This is a genomic window from Actinomyces stomatis (genome assembly GCF_031292835.1).
Lineage (GTDB): Bacteria > Actinomycetota > Actinomycetes > Actinomycetales > Actinomycetaceae > Actinomyces > Actinomyces stomatis.
This window is the reverse complement of record NZ_JASPEP010000012.1, coordinates 21319-42426: the sequence shown is the minus strand read 5'-3', so window position 1 is coordinate 42426 and position 21108 is coordinate 21319. Positions and strand designations below refer to the sequence as shown.

Genomic DNA, 21108 nt, shown 5'->3' with positions numbered 1-21108 from the left:
CATCCCGTCTCAGCGCCCCACCGTGAATCGGCGTCGACCGAAATGGACGATGTCGCCGACGCCGGCCCTGACGCGCTGGCCCTCACCGGCGGTCGTCAGCGCGCCCTCAGGAGCCTCCACCGTGGTGCCGTTGGTGGAGCCCAGGTCCTCAACGAACACATCGGTGCCCTCCAGGACGACGGCGACATGGGTCTTGGAGATGGAGAATCCCGGATCGTCCACGGCGACGGTGCAGGCGCCCTCCCAGGGGGCGACCGCCTGCGGATCGCGGCCCAGCAGGACCGTGCCCGCAGTGCCGAGGTCGACCCGCTGCCCGGTGTCCAGCAGGAGCGAGGGCGCGGACCGGGTGGCGGTTCTGGCAACGGTGCGGTCCATGGGGTCCTCCTCGGCGCGGGGGTCCACGGAAGCCCAATGATCCTGCGACTCCATCGGCGCCGCTCCGGATGCCACGGGGGAGTCGGCCTGCTCCTGACGCGTGGACAGCGGTGAAAGGGGCGTCGAAACAGGATGTGCCGCGGCTGGATCGCCGTCGTGCCCTATGGAGGATGGCTCCGGGTGCATGGGCCGTCGGGTGGGTGCTGCCGTCTCCTCCGGCTCCCCGGATCGCCACGGGACCTCGGTGATGAACTCCTCGGCGCCGGAAGCAGCCGCGGAGGCATCTGCGCTGCGAGTCTCGGACGGTGCCCACCACTGGGGGCTGAATGCTTCATCCCCGTGCGCCGATGATCGTCTGCCGGTTCCCCTCCCCGAGGGCTCCTCGACAGCATCGGTGTCCTTGTCGGTGACGACGATGATGTCACTGATCCTGTCGAACCAGGAGCGACCGCTGCGGTCCTCAGAGATCAGGTAGATGATGACGGCTCCAATACCCAGGGTGAGGGCGGAGACGGTCGACAGGACCAGTAGCTTGGAGATGGCGTTCAGACCGGGTCTTCCTGGGAGGCTCCAGCGCAGCCAGGAGAGGCCCACGACCCTCATCCCGAGGGTCTGTCCACGTCTCCACAGGTCAATGATCTCGAACCAGATGACAGCCACCGCTCCCAGGAACGCGAACACGGCCGCCACCGCGATGGTCACCGTGGAGCTCAGCTGCACGGCGATCACGGTGGGCAGCAGGCACATGGTGCTGATGAGGGACACCACCACTGCGTCGACGACCAGTGCCGTGGCGCGCATACCGGTGCTGGCCGACTGGAGGCCTCGCAGGTGGGCGGGGGAGCCGTGGGTGACTGGCGAGACCGGGGAGGGCCCTACTGATCCTGTCGTCATCAGTCGTCTCCTTCCGGGGAGGGCAGTGAATCCGTGGCCGACTGATGCGGCGGTCTGCGCAGGCCCGATGGGCTCAGACGGCTCGGCCACCAACGGCGCGAGCCGACCGGGGAGGGCGTCGGAGCGTCGCCGTGCCGAGACGATCCGACGCCTAAGGGCCGCCCAACCGGTGCGCGGCCGGGATGACGTCTCAAGGAGGTCACCGAGAACCGGGCTACCAGACGGCGGTACCGGGAGGTGCGAGAGGCCAGGGCCCGACTCAGGGTGTCGGTACTGTTCCAGGCACTGGCCTCGATCGCGTCGGCCATGTCCTGGCCGCTGAACACCGTGGAGTCCACCAGCTGGGCCAGGCCGCCGACGCTGTCCGAGGCCGGGGACGGGCGGAAGGTCAGCCCCGGGTTCGGCTCGCCGGAGACGAAGGAGTCGAGGTAGAGGGCCTGCTCACTGCGGGTGGTCGCGCGTGGAACCCCGGTACGCAGGTCCGTGGCGTAGTCGATGAGCTCGTTCCACGAGCCGGTGATGCGATCCTTCCGACTCGCGGCCCGGCGCCGTCGTCGACGACGCCATGCCTTGGCCGCCACGATGATGATGAAGGGCGCGGCGATGATCGCCAGGACACCGGCCGCCTTGGCAGCCAGGAGCAGCCAGGCCAGCCAGGGGCTGGGGCGGTCCGAGTCGTCGTCGCGGTCGTCGTTGGTCTGCGGCGTCAGATCGGCGGGGTCCTGAGGCGGCACAGGTGGCTGGAGCACCTGGGGACGAGGATTCGGCTTGGGCCGGGGAACCTCCGTCTGGGGCTTCTGGTCACGGGGCGGAGTGGGTTCGAAGGCCACCCAACCCACGGAGGAGAAGCTCACCTCCACCCAGGCGTGGGCGTTGGTCCCGGTGATCGCCTGGGCGCCCCCGGAGTAGGTCTCGGGATAGAACCCCAGGACCACGCGCGCCGGGTAGCCCGCCTGCCTGGCCATGAGCGCCATCGCGACGGCGTACTGCTCGTCGTCACCGATCATCGGCTTCTTGGGGTCCAGGAAGGTGGTCAGGCGCGAGGTCGAGTGGCTCGGTAGGGAGAGCTTGTCACTGCCGTCGGAGTAGAAGCCCTGACTGGAGAAGGTCTGCGCCATCGTCCGGATCTTCTCTGCGGGAGTGGAGGCGTCGCCGATGAACTCGCTCAGGCGGGTCCCGGCCGACTCCGGCACGTTACTCGTCTCGGGCATCGTCAACGTGGTGAGCGCCTTGTCACTGAGCTGGGCATCGGTCCATGTCGGGGTGTCGACGATCGTGGTCGTGTAGCGATCCCCCTGAGTCAGGCCCTGAGTGGTGATGGCCGACTCCAGCGGCTCGGAGTAGTACAGGGACTCCTGCAGGCTCGTGGCACGATCACCGGTGAAGGCGACCGACTGCATCTGACCGCCCCCGGGCATCCAGTAGCCCGCATAGTCCTTGATCGTCACCGTCAGGCTCGTGGTGCTGGTGCCACCGGGCAATGGCTCATCGGTGACGGTGGAGCCCACCCGCCGGAACCCCTCCGCCGAGGCGTCGGTGCCCACACGCATGACGGTTCCGTCATAGGCGTCCAACGTGGCCAGACGAATCCTCTGTCCCTCCTTGAGCCCCTCAACCGTGAAGAGTGTCGAGTCCTTCTGGTTGTCGACCCAGTAACGGAAGGACGTCAGCGGTGAGGCGTAGGCCGACAGGTCCAGGGGAGGCCTGACGTGGTCGCGCAACACATCTCGGCGGCCTCCGGGCTCGATGACGGGGGCCAGGGTCGTGGCGACGGTGACGGCGAGCGCCAGCATCCCGGTGGCGCCTGTGACAAGACGGACCCGGGCACGACGCCGTGAACCGGGCCTGCCGACGATCCCGTGCCCTGCCGCGATACGACCCCGCTGTTGCAGGTGTGTCATCCACACCACGGCGACCACCAGGGCGACGGCAGCCGCCGGAAGCGCCAGCGGAGCGCGCTGCGAGCCCCACAGGATCCCGATGAGTCCCAGCACCGCCACGGCCGCCAGGGCCCAGCCCTGACGCCTGCCGGCTCGCAGCGCGATCGTGACCGCCACCAGCGAGCACAGCATCCCACTGAGGTAGGGGACGATCCCCGGGCCGACGAAGGACGCCGCCGGAGGCGCGATCGTCAGCAGGTCCTTCCACGAGGTCACCGCGCCGACCACCAGCCCCTGAAGGGTTGCCATGGTCGGCACGCCCCACCGACCCGTCGTGGTGGGGAGCGCCAGCGGACCTCCCACCAGGAGGTAGGAGATGATTGCGGCCAGGAGGACCTCCAGGGGGTTCCATCGCCACCAGGCTCCGGCCAGTCCCACGAGCGTGCCAATGACGATGCCCCCGGCGACAGCGACATAACCGCTCAGGGCCCCGAAGACTGCCCCGTGCGTGGCTCCCGCTGCGACCAGCAGCAGCACAACCGCCCCCAGACTCACCCAGTCCAGGCGACGGGCTGACGATCCGCTGCCGGTCGAGGCGGTCGTCGCCGTGCTCCCGCGGCCACCGGTACGCAGATCCTCGGGAGGATCGGGGCGAGTGCGTGACCCACGAGCGATCATGAACCGGCCTTTCTCATCGCGGGCGCCAGATGCTCCAGGTCGGGCAGCGTCACCACGGGCAGCCCCGCGACCTTCTGCGAGGCCAGGCGCTGACGGCCGTCGATCCTCAGCGCCAGGCAACGGGTACTGGCCGGTAGCTCGGCATAAGCGCGGTGGAGGGCGGCCGCCGGGGTCCTGGAACCAGTGACCAGGACGGCGACCGATGCCTGAGGCACGGCACTGACCGCCTGCCGGGTCAGGCCGACCATGTCACCTGCCCCCTCCACCGGATCGAGCGTGGTGAAGACGTCCAGCACTCGCGCCCCCGTGGGCAGGTAGGGGTGACCGGCCTGAGTGACCAGGCTGATCTCCCGGTTGTCCCGCACTGCGGCCAGCAGCAACGAGGCGCTCGCGGACACCGAGGTCTCGAAGTCCTCCTCCTCGTCCCAGGCGTGAGGATCCAGGTCGTGGACGACCAGGAGATGGGCCCTGCGGGTCTCCTCGAACTGGCGCACCATGAGGCGCCCGGTCCGGGCGGTGGTCTTCCAATGGACGTTGCGGCGATCATCACCGGGGGTGTACTCGCGCAGGGCGTGGAAGGACACGTCCGAGCTGGAAAGGTCCGGGGTGACCGCTCCCTCGATGTCTCGGATGAAACCGATCGCCGTCGAGTCCAGGTTGACGGTGCGCGGGTGGATGAACAGGTCGACCGGCTCGGTCCAGTTCTGTGAGCGTCGGACCAGGCCCAGTGCGTCCCCGCGGATGCTTCGGACCGGTCCCACCGTGATGACTCCCCGATGCCGGGTGGGCACGGTGAAGACCTCCTGGTGCTCGGAGCCCGGGGAGATGCGCGGAATATCGAAGACGGCCAGTCCCTGGCCCACCGGCATCTCCACCGTCGCCGGTCGGGTGGCGCGCCCCGAGGGCGGAGACAGGTACAGGGAGCCGAGTGCCGGATCGCCGACGACGACCCGGGTCGAGACCAGGGCGAGCCGCACCCGGTAGGTGGCTCGCCCCAGCGCCTGGACCGCCGCCAGCACCATCAGGGTGGCCAGGGCCAGGGCGATGACCCAGGCCTCCATCCAGTGTCGGCTGGCGCCCAGGTACCAGGAGATGACGAGCACCAGGAGGCAGACCCGCCCCAGTGCGGTCACCGTCGTGACCACGCTGCTCAGCAACGAGCCGCAGTCGCCCAGCACCGGCCCCACCACGGGAACGGCTCGTAGCCGTACGGCCAGCGCGGACATCCGCTTCAGCACGGCCGCGCCTGCTCGCCGCAGTGCTGCCAGAGCACGCAGGACCGTTCCGGCCACGGCCGGCACCGCCGCGCGTGCTGTGGTCGACGTCCGCCTCAGCGCGTTCAGTGTCCGTCGAGAACGCCTCGGACCGGTCCTCAGCGGCGCGGAGGAACCCAGTGGGGCGGGTGAAGGCGCCCGCCCGACCCCCGGGTCTCCAAGAACTTCCTGATCCGGTGAGCGGGGGTGGGCGCCGGGGTCTGGGCCCGGTGTCGTCGCAGCCATGAGGTCCTACTCCTGCACTGTGGGGACGGGGACGACCTCCAGGGCCTCGGAGATGACAGCCGACGGCGTGGCTCCGGCGAACTCGGCGTCGGGGTCCATGACCAGGCGGTGGGCCCACACGACCTGGGCGAGCATCCGCACGTCGTCCGGGACGACGTAAGGCCTGCCCTGAGCGGCCGCCCAGACCCGCGCGACCCGCGCCATCGCCAGCGCCCCTCGCGTCGAGACCCCGATACGGGTGCTCTCCGAGGCGCGGGTGGCGGCCGCCAGCGCCGCGATGTACTTCACCACCGAGCGCTCCATGTGGTTCTCCGCTGCCAGGTCGGCCATGGAGGCCACGGCGCTGGAGGCGATGACGGCGCTGAGCGACTTCGACCGGTCCGGGGTGGCACTGCCCTCCAGGACATCGGCCATCGCCTCCTCGTCGGGATACCCGACGGAGGTCTTCATGAGGAAGCGGTCGAGCTGGGCCTCGGGCAGGCGGTAGGTGCCGGCCTGCTCGATGGGGTTCTGGGTGGCGATGACCATGAAGGGGCGCTCAGTCGTGTGGCGCACGCCGTCGACCGTCACCTGGGACTCCTCCATGACCTCCAGGAGGGCTGACTGGGTCTTGGGGCTGGCCCGGTTGATCTCGTCGGCCAGGACGATCGAGGAGAAGATCGGGCCGGCGTGGAAGTCCCAGGTGCCCGTCTTCTGGTCGTAGATCGTCACGCCCGTGATGTCGCTGGGCAGCAGGTCGGGGGTGAACTGGATGCGCGAGTGCGTCCCCTGCACGGTCGCCGCTATGGCCCGGGCCAGGGCTGTCTTGCCGGTTCCGGGGGCGTCCTCGAGCAGGAGGTGCCCCTCGGAGAGCATGGTGGCCAGTGCCAGCCGAATGACCTCGGTCTTGCCCAGTAGCGCCAGCCCCACGTTGTTCACCATCCGGGCGAAGGTGTCGGCGAACCAGGTCGCGTTCTCATTCGTCATGGCCATTGATCGCCCTCGCTCTCCGTGGGGTGCTGACTGCGGTGAAGGGAGCCGTCCCGGTGAGGAGCCCCGGCGGCTGATCGGTGTGGGGACGTGCCCGGCGTCGACGTTCGACGGGGGCGGGTACCGGCTGCTACGTGCATGTGAACCAGGTCCCCCGATCCTGATTGGACATCAGAATGGTGTTGTAACCGCCCTGCCACCTGGGGCGGCCGCTGTACCCACCTGAGCCGTCGACCGTGAGCGTGGTGCTGACCTCACGCTGGTTCCAGGTTCCGCTGCAGGTCACGGTCGAGTTCGGGGGCCAGTCCGAGAGAGTGACCTCCTGGTACCGGGCGTTCTGTCCCGCGCACCCTCCGACGTTGCACCGCCCTTGGCCGCTGAGCGAGCCGGCGTAGTTCCTGGCGAAGGAGCGGGTCGTCGCCTCGGCGCAGTTCTCCTGGCCCTCGCGCGAGCCCTGCTCGGAGGAGGACTGCACGGCACGGATGCACGCGCGTGTCGTGCTGCCCTCCGCGACGCTCCACTGCTGGGAGCCTGAGGCGCCGGCGTCATCGCTGGCGGACGGTCCGCTCAGCTGGTAACGGGTGGATCGCCCGCCGTCGCCACCGCCGGACCAGGAGCAGGAGACAGTGGTGGCTCCGCTGGCCGAGCAGCTGATGGTCGGCGAGGCAGGTGGGCCGAAGGGGGTGACGCTTCCGGCACTGACCGTCTCCGAGCAGGAGGTGCTCCCGGTCTTGGACCCGCAGACACGTACGTACACGGTTGAGGCACTGCCGTCACTGAGGCCGTTGCCACTCAGGTCACTGACGGACTGCCAGGAGGCCCCGTCGGTGCTCCACTGGGTGGACAGCTCCCCGGCGCTCCATCCGTTGCCAGCCGAGGCGCTGGCTGACAGTGAGATCTGGCGGCTGGTTCCGGTCGCACTGACACCCTTGACACTGGGGACCGGTGGGCGTCCCACGACCCAGGTCGAGGTGGACTGTCCCGGTGAGGTGTGGGTGGATGCATTGGCGGAGTCATTGGTGGCCGTCACCGTGAAGGTCACCTGACTCTGGGAGGTGTTGACACCCTCCAGGGTGGTTGAGCGGTTGTCCGCGCCGGAGACCGTCTTGGAGGCCCCGGTCGAGGATGTCACGGTGTAGTACTCGATCGGTCTGCCGTTGGTGTTGGATACCGACCCCCAGGAGACGGCGACGGTGTCCGAGGAGCCGCCGCTGCCGAGATTGGCCGAGGCGGCCTGCACCGAGCTGACCGGTCCGGGCCTGCCGTAGGGGGAGACCGCCAAGGAGGCGGAGGACCACTGCTGGCTCTCACCCTTGGCGTTAACGGCCTTGACCACCGCGGTGTACGCCGTCCCGTTGCTCAGTCCGGAGAAGGTGGCGCTCGTGCCCGACACCGTCTGCTGCTGTCCACCCGGGCTGAGAGCGACGACGTATCCGGTGATGGCCGAGCCCTGGTTGGACGGGGCGGTCCAGGACACGCTCACGGAGCCGTCACCGGCGGTGGCCACCGGCTGGGGGACCGTGTCCGGGACGACGTCGATCGAGGTGGTGGCCGAGGCCGAGGCATCGGAGTCGCCGACCTCGTTGTGGGCCACGACGTGGAAGGTGTGGTCCTTGCCGTTGGAGCGGCCCTCCATGAGGCAGCTGGTGACCGTGCCGCAGTCCTGGGAGTCGCCCTGCGTCTCGTCATAGACGGTGAAACCGCTGATCGGCGCACCGTTCGCCTGTCCTGCGGTCCATGAGACCAGGGCCGTTGACGCGCTGCTGGAGGTGGCCGAGACCGAGGTCGGTGGACTCGGCCGGCTGCGCACCGTCACCTGGACCGTGCCCTCGACCTCGCGTCCGGCGTCACCGGTCTTGTCCCCGACCCGGTAGGTGATGACTCCTGTCCGGGCACCGGCTGCGGGCGTGATCGTCAGGGTCGAGCCGGAGCCCGTGACCGTGATGCCGTCCGGAGCCGCAGGAGTGCCCACGAGGTGGATGGGGGAGCCTGGGAAGGGATTGACGGCGTAGGAGGAGATGTTCACGGTGGTGGCCTTACCGGCGTCTGCGCTCACTGATGCCGGCGAGAGCATGATGAGGGGCTTGGAGGAGGAGACGATGCTCACCGGCGTCGACCCCGATCCCTGTGCCCCGGAGCCGTCCTTGACGTCGATCGTGAGCGCGCCCAGGGACCCCTTCGAGGCTCCCGGGGGTGCTACCACCGACAGGGTCTTGCCGCTGATCGAGGCCTCGACACCGGCGGGGACGTCTCGCACCGAGTAGGTCAGATCGGCCGGCTTCTCCCCGTCGGGGTCCGTGGTCCACAGCGACACGTCGACCGTCGTGGTCTCACCGGGGGCCACCTCGACGGCGGTGGGGGCGATGGTGGGCGGACGGTTGTCCCCGGGGGTCACCGTGATGGGAAGCGTCAACCAGGCGGTCTTGCCACTGGAATCGTTGAGGTCCTTGCCGTCGGTCACCTCCACGGTGACCGAGGAGGGACCGGAGTAGTCGGGACGCGAGGCGAAGGTCAACGTGGTGGAGTCCTTGACCAGGTTGGAACCGTCCCACCCGGCGGCGGCCGAGACCTTGTTTCCGTCGGTCAGCTGCACGCTGCGGCCGTCACGGGTGAGCACGTAGTCACGCAGCGCGATGGACAGGGTCTCTCCGGAGCGCACGGTCAAGGGCATCTTGCTCGTGTCGACCTCGGGCTCGGTGACCACCGATCCGGGGACCTCGACCAAGGCAGAGGACGCCAGCCCACTGGGATCCGTGACCGTGTAGAGCACGAAGCGGGGCTCGTCCCCCACCTCGATCGTCAGTTCCCCGTTCTGCCCGACGCCCGCGCCCTCGTCCTGGGTGGTGATGGTGGCGGCGCTGATATCGCCGTCCGGGTCCTCGTCGTTGTCCAGTACCGGGACCTTGACGGTCCGGTTGGATCGGGCCTGCGCCTTGCTGATGCGGTCGTCGCGGGCGATGGGGGCCTGGAGAGGCGCCGAGGCGGACACCACCAGGGTCACCATGCCGACGACAGGCTCGGAGCGGCCGTCCGTGACGCCGTACTGGACGGTGTAGCTCCCCTCCGCGCTCGGGGTCTTGAGCCTGACCCGTGAGCCGTCGGCCGACGGGGACACACCCGAGTCCTGCCCGGAGATGAGGGACGAATCCAGGGACAGGGTGTCCCCATCCGGGTCAACATCGTTGACCAGCACCGGGATGGACAGGTTGACACCGGGTCTCGCGGTGACGACATCGGCCACGGCGACGGGTTTCTGGTTCGTCTTCCCGGCGGGCGCCACACCGACGCGGACCACGGCTGAGGCCGTCTTGCCGAGGCGGTCCTGGACGGTGTAGCTGAAGACGTCTGTGCCTGAGGCGTTCGGAGCGGCCGTGTAGGTCAGGGATGATCCCTCCAGCTCCACGCCGCCCAGACGCGGCGAGGACATCAGCCCGCTGAGGCTGACCGAGTCACCCTCGGAGTCCAGCCCCTCCATGGGGATCGGGATCGTCACCTTCTCCCCGGCCACGGCCCACCCGGTGACGTCCTTGGGGTGCGGGGCCGTATTGCGCTCGTCGTCGCGGGCCACGACGGTCAGGTTGACGCTGGCCGAGGCGACATTCCCCTCCGAGTCGCGCACGCTGTAGATGATCCGTCCGCTACCCGGCTGCTCCCCTGCGCGGAAGCGGACGACGTCGTCAGAGACGAAGGGCTCGCCCATGGTCGGATCGATCTCGTGCTGGAGATCGGACTGGACACTCATATCCAGCCCCGTGGGGGAGCGGTCGTTGTCCAGGACGCTGATACCGCCCACGTCCCCGGCTCGCACCACGAGCGTGTCATCGGTGAGCTCGGGAGGTGTGGTGCTCGGTGCGGCCGGGACCGGGATGACCTGGAGCGTGCCCTCAGTCGTCCCGGCCGCGTTGGCCAGTGTGTATGTGACTGTGGTGGTCTCGGTCAGTCCGTTGGGAGCCGTGATGCGCAGGAGGTGGTGCTCGAGGAGGGCCACCACCAGGGGGCTGCCCTCGGGGGTGCGTACAGACTGCACGCTGAGCACCCCGCCCTGCGGGTCGGAGTCGTTGTCCAGGACCGCCGACAGCGCCTGGCCTCCCGTTGGCAGCGTGATGACGTCGTCCTGTGCCACGGGCAGCGCGGACTGGTCGACCTCGATGGCGTCGACCCGGATCACGCCCTCCGTGGCGGAGGGCCCGTCACTGGCCGTGTAGGTCAGGTAGAAGGTACCCGCCTTGGACGGGTTGAGCGTGACGACCCCGAGGCTGACGTCGGCTGTGGCAGTCAGTCCCTCGGGCGCCTCCCCCACGGAGGCCAGGCGCAGGGTGTCGCCATTGGCGTCAACGTCATTGGCCAGCGGTGAGACCTGACCGGACTGGCCCGCCGGGACGACGACGTGGTCCGCGTTGGTCACCGGGGGCAGGTTCTCGTTGCCGTGCACCTTGACCGTCAGGCGGCCCTCGGTGTCCTCGCTGCCGTCGGAGTAGGTGACGGTCAGGTCCGTGCTGCCGGTCGTCTGGCCCATGTCCTTGACCGTGATGGTGCCGTCGGCCCGGTACATGACGTCGAATCCCGAGGGGAAGGAGATGCTTTTGAGGTAGACGGGGTCGCCGTCGGGGTCGAGCCAGTCGTCGGAGACGTTGAGAGTCGTGCTCGCTCCGGAGGCGAGGTCGAGCGAGGAGATCCGTTTCTGCTCGGGGCCGTCGTTGACGGAGAAGGGATGGACGTTGAGGGTGACGTTGGCGCTGGACTGCGCCTGACCGTCATCGACGGTGTAGGTCAAGGACGATGAACCCGTGGCGTTGTCGTCCACTGCCACCTGGAGGGCGGCGCCGGAGCGCACCCGGCCCACCTTTCCGAAGGACGGTTGAGAGGTCGCGGTGGCCACCAGGACGTCACCGTCGGGATCGGTGTCGTTGGCGATGACCGGCAGGTAGGAGGTCCGTCCGGGCCGCACGCCGAAGGAGTCGTCCTGAGCCTCGGGAGGGGTGTTCTCCTTGGACCGCTCTTGAGTGGCCTCGTCCCGGGTCTCGGTGGACGTCTCGTCGGAGTACTCCTCGCTCTTCGTCTGGGAGTTGATCTGCTCCCAGTTGTCGACCTGGACCATGTTCTTGTCCGGCAGCCACACGCCGCCGGTGGGGATGTCGTTGAGGACGATGACGTCGCGGTTGGTGCGGAAGACAGCCTTCGAGACGTTGTTGAGCGTGGGGACGGGGATGTCGACGTCGTCGCCGGTGCCCGCACAGTCCCGTAGGAAGGAGCCCTTGACTCCCCAGGCCGCGTAGGCGCAGCCCGAGTGCTGCGCGGGCCGGGAGGGGCTGCCGCCGGTGACACCGGGGGAGATCGACGAGACCTTCCCGGACAGGCTCACGCGAAGCAGCCCGGACGTCGAGGAGACCAGGACCTCATCGGCCTGGGGGCCGGGGACCTGGAGCTGGAGGTCGTCCCCGGACAGGGAGGCCGACTGACCTCCCGGGAGCACGAGGGTGCCGCTGCGGCGGTCGAGGACCACGCTCTTGTCTCCCACCGCGCTGACCTGCAGCTCGGCGTCGTTCGCCAACGTGGGCAGGGGCGTGGTCGAGATGTCGTTGACGGAGCCTCGGGGCGTGACCGTCTTGACGGTGCCGGTCTTGAGCGATGCGACGTGAGCCGAGCCGTCGGTTCCCATGGCCAGGATGGCACCGGGCATGTCGGAGATGGTGGGAGGAGCTGACGACTGGCTGAAGGTGGGGGCCTCCGAGGCGCTGGCGACCCAGACCTTGCCCGTGGCTGGATCGGCCACCCCGATGCGGCCCCCACCCAGCTCCATGGATGATGAGCCGGATGATGTGTTCGGCGGCATGAGGGTCGTACGGGCCACGTCGATCTGCGTGTAGCTGTCCGAGGACGAGTCGGACATGAAGACCTGGGAGCCGGACTGGTCGACGTCGAAGCTTGTCGAGGAGGTGCGCAGCCCCCCGTCGAGCGTCTGCGAGGGGTAGTTGAGGTGGGCGACCATCTTCATCTTCCCGTTGGTCACCCACACTCCGCCGTCATGAAGGTCGACGTCATGCGTGACCATCCCCGGATGCAGGACGATGGCAACCAGAGCCGCAGCGGTCAGTACCGCGATGACGCCGACATAGACACGGCGCCTGGACAACCGTTTCACAGTGCTGTGCTCCAGCAGAAATAGGGATGGGCCAGGGGGGATGGCGCTCGTAAGAACGACCAAGATTTTAACTTCCTTGTTGGACGGCAACAACCACTCCAAATGTGGGGGGACACGGAGGGGGAGTGGATTTTTTGTTGGGATCAAGCAGAAGGGGTGGCCTGCTCACATAACGCCGCTCGGATGGTTGTTATGAACTTGTGATTCGACTGGTGAGGTTGCGCGCTAAATCAATGTGGTCACGTCTCTCCAGGGCGTGGATACTGCCGCCTTCCGATGGAGGCGGTCCGTGATGGGGTCCTCATGCGGTGAGTCGAGCGGCTGCTGGTGGCTGTGTTGATGGATGCGGGTCGTACGGGATTCTGGCGCGCTTGAGCCTCTTGTTGCCGCTGGGGGGCAGCTCGCCTTGGACCGATGAGCCCGATCCTCTGGTTTCTGGTGCTAGTGGGGTGTCGGAGGCCAAGTGGGTGCCGTCGACGTGGAAGCCGCCAAGAGCAGGACCTCGAGCTGACCGGGGGCGGACCTCTTGACGGGCTGGCCGCGGACGCCTCCCTCATCCAGTAGCCGGCCGACGACCCTCAATGAATCGACCTATCGCATATTGTCGATATGTGGGTTATGGTGCTGGTGTCGGTTCGCGTCGCCGCGCTGGATACGGGCGCAGGCCGCTTGAGGCGGCGGACGGTCGGTGTCAGCGGAGATGAGAGGTAAGGAGGGGCATGATGGTGCAGCATCTGAGTCGTGCTGTCGGTGGTCGGGTGAGGGGAGGGGCGATTGCCTGCGCAGTGCTCGCAGTGGGATGTTTAGCGCTCGGGGGAGTGTTCGTTCGGCTGAGTGAGGTCGGACCGATCGCCACCGGCGGCTTCCGGTCTCTGATCGCAGTCCATGCTGCTCCTGCTCGACACCGGGGTCGGACTGCGGCGTGGGTCTCGAGTGCGGGAACGCATACCCCTTCGTGACCATGCCACCATCGCCCTGGGCGGCGCTCTCCTGGCGATCGACCTGTGCCTGTGGAACATGTCGTTCTTCCACACCACGCTGGCCGAGTCCAACCTCCTGGCCAATCTTGTCCCCTTCGCCGCGGCGATCTACGGGTGGGTGCTCTTCAGGGACGTTCCTGACGTCAGACTCGTTTCTCCGGCGATCCTGGCGATCGGGGGGCTGCTGCTCCTGACCCCGGTCGGTGTTCATACGGACCCAGGGCACCTGCTCGGAAACGCGATGGCCTTGGCCACGGCATTCTTCTACACGGGATTTCTTGTTGTCGCCCAGGGGCTGCGAAAGAGGTATCCCGCGCCACGTATCATGGCACTACTTAGTTTATGGTGCGCTGCGGTGTGCCTTGCGGTGGCGATACCGCGCGGGGAGAACCTGCTTCCGCGTTCTGCGTGGGGCTGGCTGCTGCTCGTTGTCCTGGCGTTCACCTCTCAGATACTCGGGCAGACACTCATGGCCCACGCCATGCACTTCATGTCGCTGCAGCTGGGGTCGCTGTTCGCCCTGCTCCAGCCCATAGCCGCAGCCGCCTACGCCTATATTCTCTTCTCCGAGACCCTGACACTTTCTCAGTTCCTCGGTGTGGTGGTCCTCATCGTCAGCATCTACTGGGCCAAGCTCGTCCTCGGCACGTGATGCGTCTCGGCGTCGGAACGCCTGGTTCAGGACGAGTGATATGCTCGCTCGAAACTCGAGCCGTGGCAGAGATAGGGGGCGGGAGGGGCGATGTCGGAGGGTGTGCAGAGTCATTCGGAAGGTTATTCGGATTCTGCGGACCTGGGCGTGATGGTCGACGCCCTCAAGGTTCTCGCTCATCCGGTGCGCCTCCGGATTCTTCAGTGGCTCCGAGAACCTCGGGCGGAGTTCCCTATCGAGCAGGGGATCGCGGATCCCGATGAGTACGGGGTCTGCATCAAGCAGATCACCGACAAGGTGGGGCTTGCTCAGTCGACCGTATCAGCCTTCATGCGGGCCTTGGAGCGTGAAGGTCTGGTGACCTCCACACGTATCGGGAAATGGACCCACTACAAACGCGACGAGAAGCGCATCGCCGAGATCCGCTCACAGGTCGCCACGTTGCTATAGCTCATCTCCCTCATGTCATTCGCCAGTGAGGACCGTCATCAAGGGGGTCTGCCATGTCGAGGACGCGTGCTGATCTGCTCGCCTCCTACCGCAGCTACCTGGCCCTGCAGCGGGACCTGTCCCAGCACACCGTGCGCGCCTATCTCGTCGACATCAGTGATCTGCTGAGCTTCCTGGGCGTCGGTGAGGGGGACGCCGAGCCTGTCGACCCCGCCCTGGCCACCCTCGACCTGGCGGACCTGCGGGACTGGCTCGCTGCGATGGCCGCGAGTGGTCACTCGCGTGCCACCCTGGCTCGTCGCTCGGCCTCGGTGAGGACCTTCTCCTCCTGGGCCTTCGAGGCGGGAGTGCTCTCCTCAGACGTCGCCGCGCGTCTGCGTGCGCCCCGCGTCGACAACCGCCTACCCGGGGTACTGACGACCCAGCAGGCCTCTCAGCTGCTCAAGACCGCTGCGGATCTCGCCTCGGACGGGGAGGTCCTGGCTGTGCGCGATCTGGCCATCATCGAGACCCTGTATGCGACCGGCGTGCGGGTATCCGAGCTCGTCGGCCTTGACGTCACCGACCTCGACCACTCCCAACGGACCCTGCGAGTCCTGGGCAAGGGCCGCAAGGAACGTACCGTCCCCTACGGGCTGCCCGCCGCCAAGGCGCTGGAAGCATGGCTGCGTCGGCGCGGTGAGATCTGCGCCGTCGACGCGGGAGGCGCCCTCTTCCTGGGTGCGCGGGGGAGGCGTATCGATCCCCGGGCGGTGCGCGACGTCGTCCACCGCCTGTGCGCGGCTGCCCAGGTCCCCGACCTGGGCCCGCACGGGCTGCGGCACAGCGCCGCCACGCACGTCCTGGGCGGGGGAGCGGACCTGCGCAGTGTCCAAGAGCTCCTCGGCCACTCCTCGCTGGCCACCACGCAGCGCTACACCCACGTCTCGGCCGAGCGTCTGCGCAGCGTCTACGAGCAGGCCTTCCCCCGCGCTTGAGACGGCGAGCACGTCCATGCCACGGCACCGTGGTGGGCTGACCCCGGGTGAGTCCTGGCCCCCATGGACACCCCGAAGTCGTGCCCGACCCGAGGGTCGGCCAGTGGGGGAGCGCGGCTCAGGGCAGGCGGGCCAGACGGCGGGCGATCGCGATGTGCAGCGAGAAGCTGCGCTGCATCTGCTTAGTGCTGTGGAGGTTCATGACGACGTGGGCGCGCTGGCGCGGGTAGAAGAAGCTGTGTACCGCCCACAGGCCCAGGCCTCCCACCGGCTCGGGCAGGCCCCGCAGGACCAAGGGCAGGAACTCACCGAAGCGGATCGTGGCCAGGCCCGTCCCGTAGTGGATGCCCGGGCGCAGGCGGGAGCGGGGCCGGGTCAGGCGCGCCAGCAGAGCCCGGTCGAGCAGGTCTCCCTCATGCAGGGCCTCTTGGAACCGCACCATGTCCTCCAGGGTTGTCACTGCGCCGCCGTCAGCGGACCCGGCGGACAGCGCCCTGGCATGGCTGATCTCCGCACCCTTGACCCAGACCGGAGCGATCGTCAGATCTGCCAGCTCCTCATCGGTGGCCGTGGAGTGCGGCTGACCCGTGCTCGTCATGCCTGCCGGCTGAAACACCTGGGTGCGCAGCGCCTCGTGGGTGGACAGGCCGGTGACCTCCTGGAGCACACACTGAGCCAGGGCATAGCTGCCGTCCCCGTAGGCGAAGCGCTCACCGGGCCGGCCCTGGGGCGGCAGTCCCGCGCACTGCGCCAACACCTCGGCCAGGTCCCACCGGCGGTCGGGTTGGCGCACAAGGCGGTCCAGCGAGCACTCGGTGGCGTGCCCGCGCGGAGGCTGTAACGGGTCGGGTAGCCCTGAGCGGTGGCTGAGCAGGTGACTCAGGGTCAGGTCCCGGGACAGAATGACGCCGGGAGCGGCGGGTAGCGCGGACAGATCGATGCTCGGGGCGAGCTCGCCGATCGGCGCATTCAGGGACAGCAGTCCCTGCTGGGCCAGGCGCGCCGCCGCGACCGCCACGAAGGGTTTTCCCGCGCTCGCGGTATGGAAAGGTAGGTCGACCTCACCGAAGGAGAACCTCACCCCCGGGGCGATGATGAGCACCTGCGGGGCCGGCAGGTCTGGGCGTCGCTTTGCGGCCATCCTCTGCAGCCTGGGACGCAGGGAGGACTCGAGCCAATACTGAAGGGACTCGGAGGGCCTCATGTCTCCACCTCTCTCAACAAGATGCCTTGGAAGGGGATGTGTCCGAAAGCTCACCACTCTCCACGACCTCCCATCATCGGAAGGAATGTCGGCGAGATCAAGCGTCGATCACCGGTGCTACTGGACCGGCTTGAGGCGGATGACGGCCGGTTGCAGCAGGCGCAGCGGGTTGATGTACGTCTGAGGGCCGGTGCGAGCGCCCCAGTGCAGGGCGCAGACCCCGTCTGAGCGGTGCCCCGCCAGGAGGGTGCCGATGACCTGCCCCGCACCCACTGTGTCGCCGGCGCTGACGGTCGGTTCGACCGGCTCGTAGGTGGTGCGGATCCCGTCTGCGTGGTCGACGGAGACCACCGGACGCCCTGCCACCATGCCGGCGAAGGCCACCGTCCCCGCAGCGGCGCTGCGGATCTGAGTGCCCTCCGCAGCCGCAAGATCGACTCCCCGGTGCCCGCGGCCCCACACGACGGCGGGCGGGTCGAAGTCCTCCACCACGGTGGCCGGTGCGCCGGTCGGCCACCGGTAGCGCCCCCGCGGGCGCTGGGGACCCTGGGGCCGGTCCGTCCCCTCCTGACCGCTCGTCCCCGTCTCCTCATCGAGCAGGGAGACGAGGTTGACGCTCGTGAGGAACGAGGGCGAGGTCAGTGAGGAGGCGGCTTCGGCCGGCCCCGACGCAGTCCCCGTCAGGTCGGTGGGCGCCGGGTCCTGGAACTGCGGGGCCGGAACTGTGGTCGCGGCAGCGCCGGTGAATGTGCACATGCCGTGAGCCGCTGGGGCGCCGGGGAGTGCGGCGAGTGAGCTGCAGGCGGTCAGGGCTGCTGCCAGTACGGCGAGACGGCGGAACAGGAGGCGGGGAGGATGAGGAGTCGTGCGACGTGCTCGGGCTTTCCGGATTCGGCGGGGTCGCCGGGGATGTTCTGGGTGCATGCCCTCAGGGTGCGGGCCGATCGGCCTTGGGCGCTGGGGACGTCGTCGGCCCTGTGGAAAGCGCTCTCAGGAATCGGCCTGTGGTGACCGGGACTACTCCGAATACGGCTGATTCGGCCTCGGCGGCTGGTGCAGCCCTGTGGTAGCCTCACCCCCGCAGCATTCTGCGGATCGCTCCGGCGTCAGCGGGAGACGGGCCCGGAGTGCTGACTTCGCGTGCCTGCACCCGAGCATCTCGGGACGTCCCTCCGGGCGACACGGTCGCGGTCCCGGTCATCACGGTTCGCCACGGTGAACGGGTGGCCGTGCGTCGCAGGCACCAGGCCCCATCCGCGCCGGCTTCCAGCCGGTCACCGACTTCGGTGCGCGTTCGCAAGCGTGTGGAATCACGGGGAAGAACCCAGAAGAAAAACCCTGGGACGTCTCCGAGCGCCGCTCGGCCGTCCCCCGAATAATCGTGCGTCGAGCAACCTCTCGGCACACACGGAAGGACCGTCATGGCCGTCGTTACCATGCGCCAGCTCCTTGACAGCGGTGTCCACTTCGGGCACCAGACTCGTCGCTGGAACCCCAAGATGAAGCGCTTCATCCTCACCGAGCGCAACGGCATCTACATCATCGACCTCCAGCAGTCCATCGAGGGCATCAACACCGCTTACGACTTCGTCAAGGAGATCGTCGCTCGCGGCGGCAACATCCTGTTCGTCGGAACCAAGAAGCAGGCCCAGGCCGCCGTGGCCGAGCAGGCCCAGCGCGTCGGCATGCCCTACGTCAACCAGCGCTGGCTGGGCGGCATGCTCACCAACTTCTCCACCGTGCGCGCCCGCCTGGACCGCATGAAGGAGCTCGAGCAGATCGACTTCGATGACGTGGCCGGCTCCGGCCGCACCAAGAAGGAGCTGCTCATGATGCGCCGCGAGAAGGACAAGCTCCAGCGCACCCTGGGCGGTATCCGCGACATGAGCAAGCTCCCCGCGGCCGTGTGGGTCGTGGACACCAAGAAGGAGCACCTGGCCATCTCCGAGGCCCAGAAGCTCGGGATCCCGGTCATCGCCATCCTGGACACCAACTGCGACCCGGACGAGGCCACCTACGGCATCCCCGGCAACGACGACGCCATCCGCGCCGTCACCCTGCTCACCCGCGTCGTCGCCGACGCCACCGCAGAGGGCCTGCTGGCCCGCTCCGGCGGCCGCGTCCGCACCGGTGAGGAGGCCGAGGTCGCCCCTGCCGACGCCGAGCCGCTGCCCGAGTGGGAGGCCCAGCTCCTCGCCGGAGCCGAGGCCGACGCGCCGACCTCCGAGGCCGCTGAGACCGCCGAGGCCCCTGCCGCCGAGCAGGCCTGAGCTCGGGCGCATCGCCTCAGCTCTTCGTTCACGGCGCGGCATCCGCGCTGTGAACGCCTCTACTTGTCCTTTTTCACACGTCTATTAGTCACTGACTGACCAGGAGACATTCATGGCGAACTACACCACTGCTGACATCAAGGCGCTGCGCGAGAAGACCGGCGCCGGCATGCTCGACGTCAAGAAGGCCCTCGACGAGGCCAACGGCGACGCCGAGAAGGCCATTGAGATCATTCGCGTCAAGGGCCTCAAGGGCATCGCCAAGCGCGAGGGCCGCGCCGCCTCCGCCGGCCTCATTGCCGCCAAGGTCGTCGACTCCGGCAACGGCCAGGTCGGCGTCCTCGTCGAGATCAACGCCGAGACCGACTTCGTGGCCAAGAACCAGAAGTTCCTCGACTACGCCGAGCAGGTCCTCACCGCTGCCCTGGACTCGGGCGCCACCGACGCCGAGGCCCTGGCCGAGGTCGAGGTCGACGGCTCCACCGTCAAGGAGCTCACCGACGGCATGCAGGCCGTCATCGGCGAGAAGATCGTCGTGCGTCGTGTCGGCCGCCTCGAGGCCGACAAGATCGAGCTCTACCTGCACCGCACCAACCCCGACCTGCCCGCCCAGGTCGGCGTCCTGGTGGGTACCGACGCCAAGGCCGCCGAGGTGGCTCACGACGTCGCCATGCACATTGCCGCCTACTCCCCGGCCTACGCCACCCGCGACGACGTGCCGACCGAGGTCGTGGACAAGGAGCGCGCCATCGCCGAGGAGACCACCCGCGCCGAGGGCAAGCCCGAGAAGGCCATCCCCAAGATCGTCGAGGGTCGCCTCAGCGGCTTCTTCAAGGAGAACGTCCTGATCGACCAGGCCTTCGCCAAGGACCCCAAGACCACGGTCGGCAAGGTTGTCGAGGCCACCGGCGGCGAGCTGACCGGCTTCGTGCGCTTCCGCGTCGGCGCCTGATCCGCTCACCGTTCAAGTCGGCCCGCCAGTGAGTGGTGAGGCCGGCTCCACCGGTGATATCCGGAGATGTCCGGGGCGGGGGCACGAGCACCATGCTCGTGCCCCCGCCCCGTCTTGTCGTCCCTTCACTCATCGACATCCATCAACCTCTGCTCCCTGGGAGCATGTCCTCACGCATGTCTCAGCGTGGTCCTCATCCCATGGCGTGTCTGACCGCCAGGGTTGACGCTCATCGTGGCCCGGTGCCGCCGCGGACGGGGTAGGCTGTGCCAAACCTGCCCACCGAACCCAGGAGACATAGCGCAATGAGTCAGGAACCGGCTCGTGACGACCGCGTCGCCCACGGCACGCACCCCAGACGTGTTCTACTCAAGCTCTCCGGTGAGGTCTTCGGTGGCGGATCGATAGGTCTGGACCCCGACGTCGTCTCCGACGCCGCCCGTCAGATCGCCGACGCCGTGCGCGCCGGAGTCCAGGTCTCCGTCGTCGTCGGAGGCGGGAACTTCTTCCGAGGCGCCGAGCTCTCGTCGCGGGGCATGGACCGCGCCCGCGCCGACTACATGGGCATGCTGGGAACCGTCATGAACGCCCTGGCCCTTCAGGACTTCATCGAGAAGGCGGGGGTGCCCGCCCGCGTCCAGACAGCCATCGCCATGGGACAGGTCGCCGAGTCCTACATCCCCCTGCGCGCCATCCGTCACATGGAGAAGAACCGCGTCGTCGTCTTCGGCGCCGGTGCCGGCCTGCCCTACTTCTCCACAGACACCGTCTCGGCCCAGCGCGCCCTGGAGACCCACTGCGACGAGCTGCTCGTGGGCAAGAACGGTGTCGACGGCGTCTACACCGCCGACCCCCGCAAGAACCCCGAGGCCCGGCGCCTCGACCAGCTCACCTACGAACGCGCCCTGGCCGACGGCCTCCAGGTGGTGGACGCCTCCGCCTTCGCCCTGTGCCGCGACAACGATCTGACCATGCGCGTCTTTGGCATGGGGGAGCCCGGAAACATCACCCGCGCCCTGCTGGGTGAGAGAATCGGGACACTCGTCAGCTGCGACTGACTCGGCTGCGGGCTCCGACGGGCCGCTCACGGCCCCGTTCGAGATCCGTGACCGCCTACGGCCCAGACGGCCAGCACACCCTCTCACTCAACCCGCAGCCATCCCCGCGGTGGCCGATCACTACCTGA

General features: G+C 68.3%; 13 protein-coding genes. 6 read left to right on the top strand and 7 right to left on the bottom strand.

What is annotated here, in order from left to right; translation table 11 throughout:
- Positions 1–9: 9 nt before the first annotated feature.
- The 5 genes from RIV12_RS07950 to RIV12_RS07930 all read right to left on the bottom strand — a co-directional run bounded on the left by RIV12_RS07950 (position 10) and on the right by RIV12_RS07930 (position 12428).
- The gene (locus RIV12_RS07950; RefSeq protein WP_309323076.1) at positions 10–1269 is read right to left on the bottom strand and encodes an RDD family protein; all 1260 of its coding nucleotides are present in this window, start codon (positions 1267–1269) and stop codon (positions 10–12) included.
- Complete coding sequence (locus RIV12_RS07945; RefSeq protein ID WP_309323075.1) at positions 1269–3827, bottom strand: transglutaminase TgpA family protein; 2559 nt, start codon at positions 3825–3827, stop codon at positions 1269–1271. The genes RIV12_RS07950 and RIV12_RS07945 overlap by 1 nt, the downstream gene beginning before the upstream one ends.
- A complete protein-coding gene (locus RIV12_RS07940; RefSeq protein ID WP_143224129.1) occupies positions 3824–5119 on the bottom strand; it encodes a DUF58 domain-containing protein in 1296 nt (431 codons plus the stop codon). Before RIV12_RS07940 ends, RIV12_RS07945 begins: the two co-directional genes overlap by 4 nt.
- Positions 5120–5332: 213 nt before the next feature.
- Positions 5333–6298 carry an AAA family ATPase gene (locus RIV12_RS07935; protein WP_075418590.1) on the bottom strand — a complete coding sequence of 322 codons (966 nt, stop codon included), beginning with the start codon at positions 6296–6298 and terminating at the stop codon, positions 5333–5335.
- A gap of 127 nt (positions 6299–6425) precedes the next feature.
- A complete protein-coding gene (locus RIV12_RS07930) occupies positions 6426–12428 on the bottom strand; it encodes an Ig-like domain-containing protein (protein ID WP_309323074.1) in 6003 nt (2000 codons plus the stop codon).
- 894 nt (positions 12429–13322) lie between these two features.
- Here RIV12_RS07930 and RIV12_RS07925 point away from each other — a divergent pair.
- From RIV12_RS07925 to RIV12_RS07915, 3 genes are all read left to right on the top strand, one after another.
- Complete coding sequence (locus tag RIV12_RS07925) at positions 13323–14069, top strand: DMT family transporter (protein WP_309323073.1); 747 nt, start codon at positions 13323–13325, stop codon at positions 14067–14069.
- A 90-nt stretch (positions 14070–14159) separates the two neighbouring features.
- Positions 14160–14519 (top strand): ArsR/SmtB family transcription factor, encoded by a 360-nt coding sequence (locus RIV12_RS07920; RefSeq protein ID WP_309323072.1) that lies wholly within the window; start codon positions 14160–14162, stop codon positions 14517–14519.
- A gap of 53 nt (positions 14520–14572) precedes the next feature.
- Positions 14573–15496: a tyrosine recombinase XerC gene (locus RIV12_RS07915; RefSeq protein WP_309323071.1), complete on the top strand. Its 924-nt coding sequence runs from the start codon at positions 14573–14575 to the stop codon at positions 15494–15496.
- A gap of 118 nt (positions 15497–15614) precedes the next feature.
- Here RIV12_RS07915 and RIV12_RS07910 read toward each other — a convergent pair whose 3' ends face one another.
- The gene (locus tag RIV12_RS07910) at positions 15615–16637 is read right to left on the bottom strand and encodes a serine hydrolase domain-containing protein (RefSeq protein ID WP_309323070.1); all 1023 of its coding nucleotides are present in this window, start codon (positions 16635–16637) and stop codon (positions 15615–15617) included.
- Between the two features lie 180 nt (positions 16638–16817).
- Positions 16818–17456: a M23 family metallopeptidase gene (locus RIV12_RS07905; protein ID WP_309323069.1), complete on the bottom strand. Its 639-nt coding sequence runs from the start codon at positions 17454–17456 to the stop codon at positions 16818–16820.
- Positions 17457–18121: 665 nt separating this feature from the next.
- Between RIV12_RS07905 and rpsB the strand changes: the two genes are divergently transcribed.
- From rpsB to pyrH, 3 genes are all read left to right on the top strand, one after another.
- Positions 18122–18970: a 30S ribosomal protein S2 gene (gene rpsB / locus RIV12_RS07900; RefSeq protein ID WP_075418584.1), complete on the top strand. Its 849-nt coding sequence runs from the start codon at positions 18122–18124 to the stop codon at positions 18968–18970.
- A gap of 112 nt (positions 18971–19082) precedes the next feature.
- Entirely contained in the window at positions 19083–19922 is an 840-nt protein-coding gene (tsf, locus tag RIV12_RS07895; RefSeq protein WP_309323068.1) for a translation elongation factor Ts, read from the top strand.
- Positions 19923–20227: 305 nt separating this feature from the next.
- On the top strand, positions 20228–20980 hold the full coding sequence (gene pyrH, locus RIV12_RS07890; RefSeq protein WP_309323067.1) for a UMP kinase: 753 nt from the start codon (positions 20228–20230) through the stop codon (positions 20978–20980).
- The last annotated feature ends 128 nt before the right edge of the window (positions 20981–21108 follow it).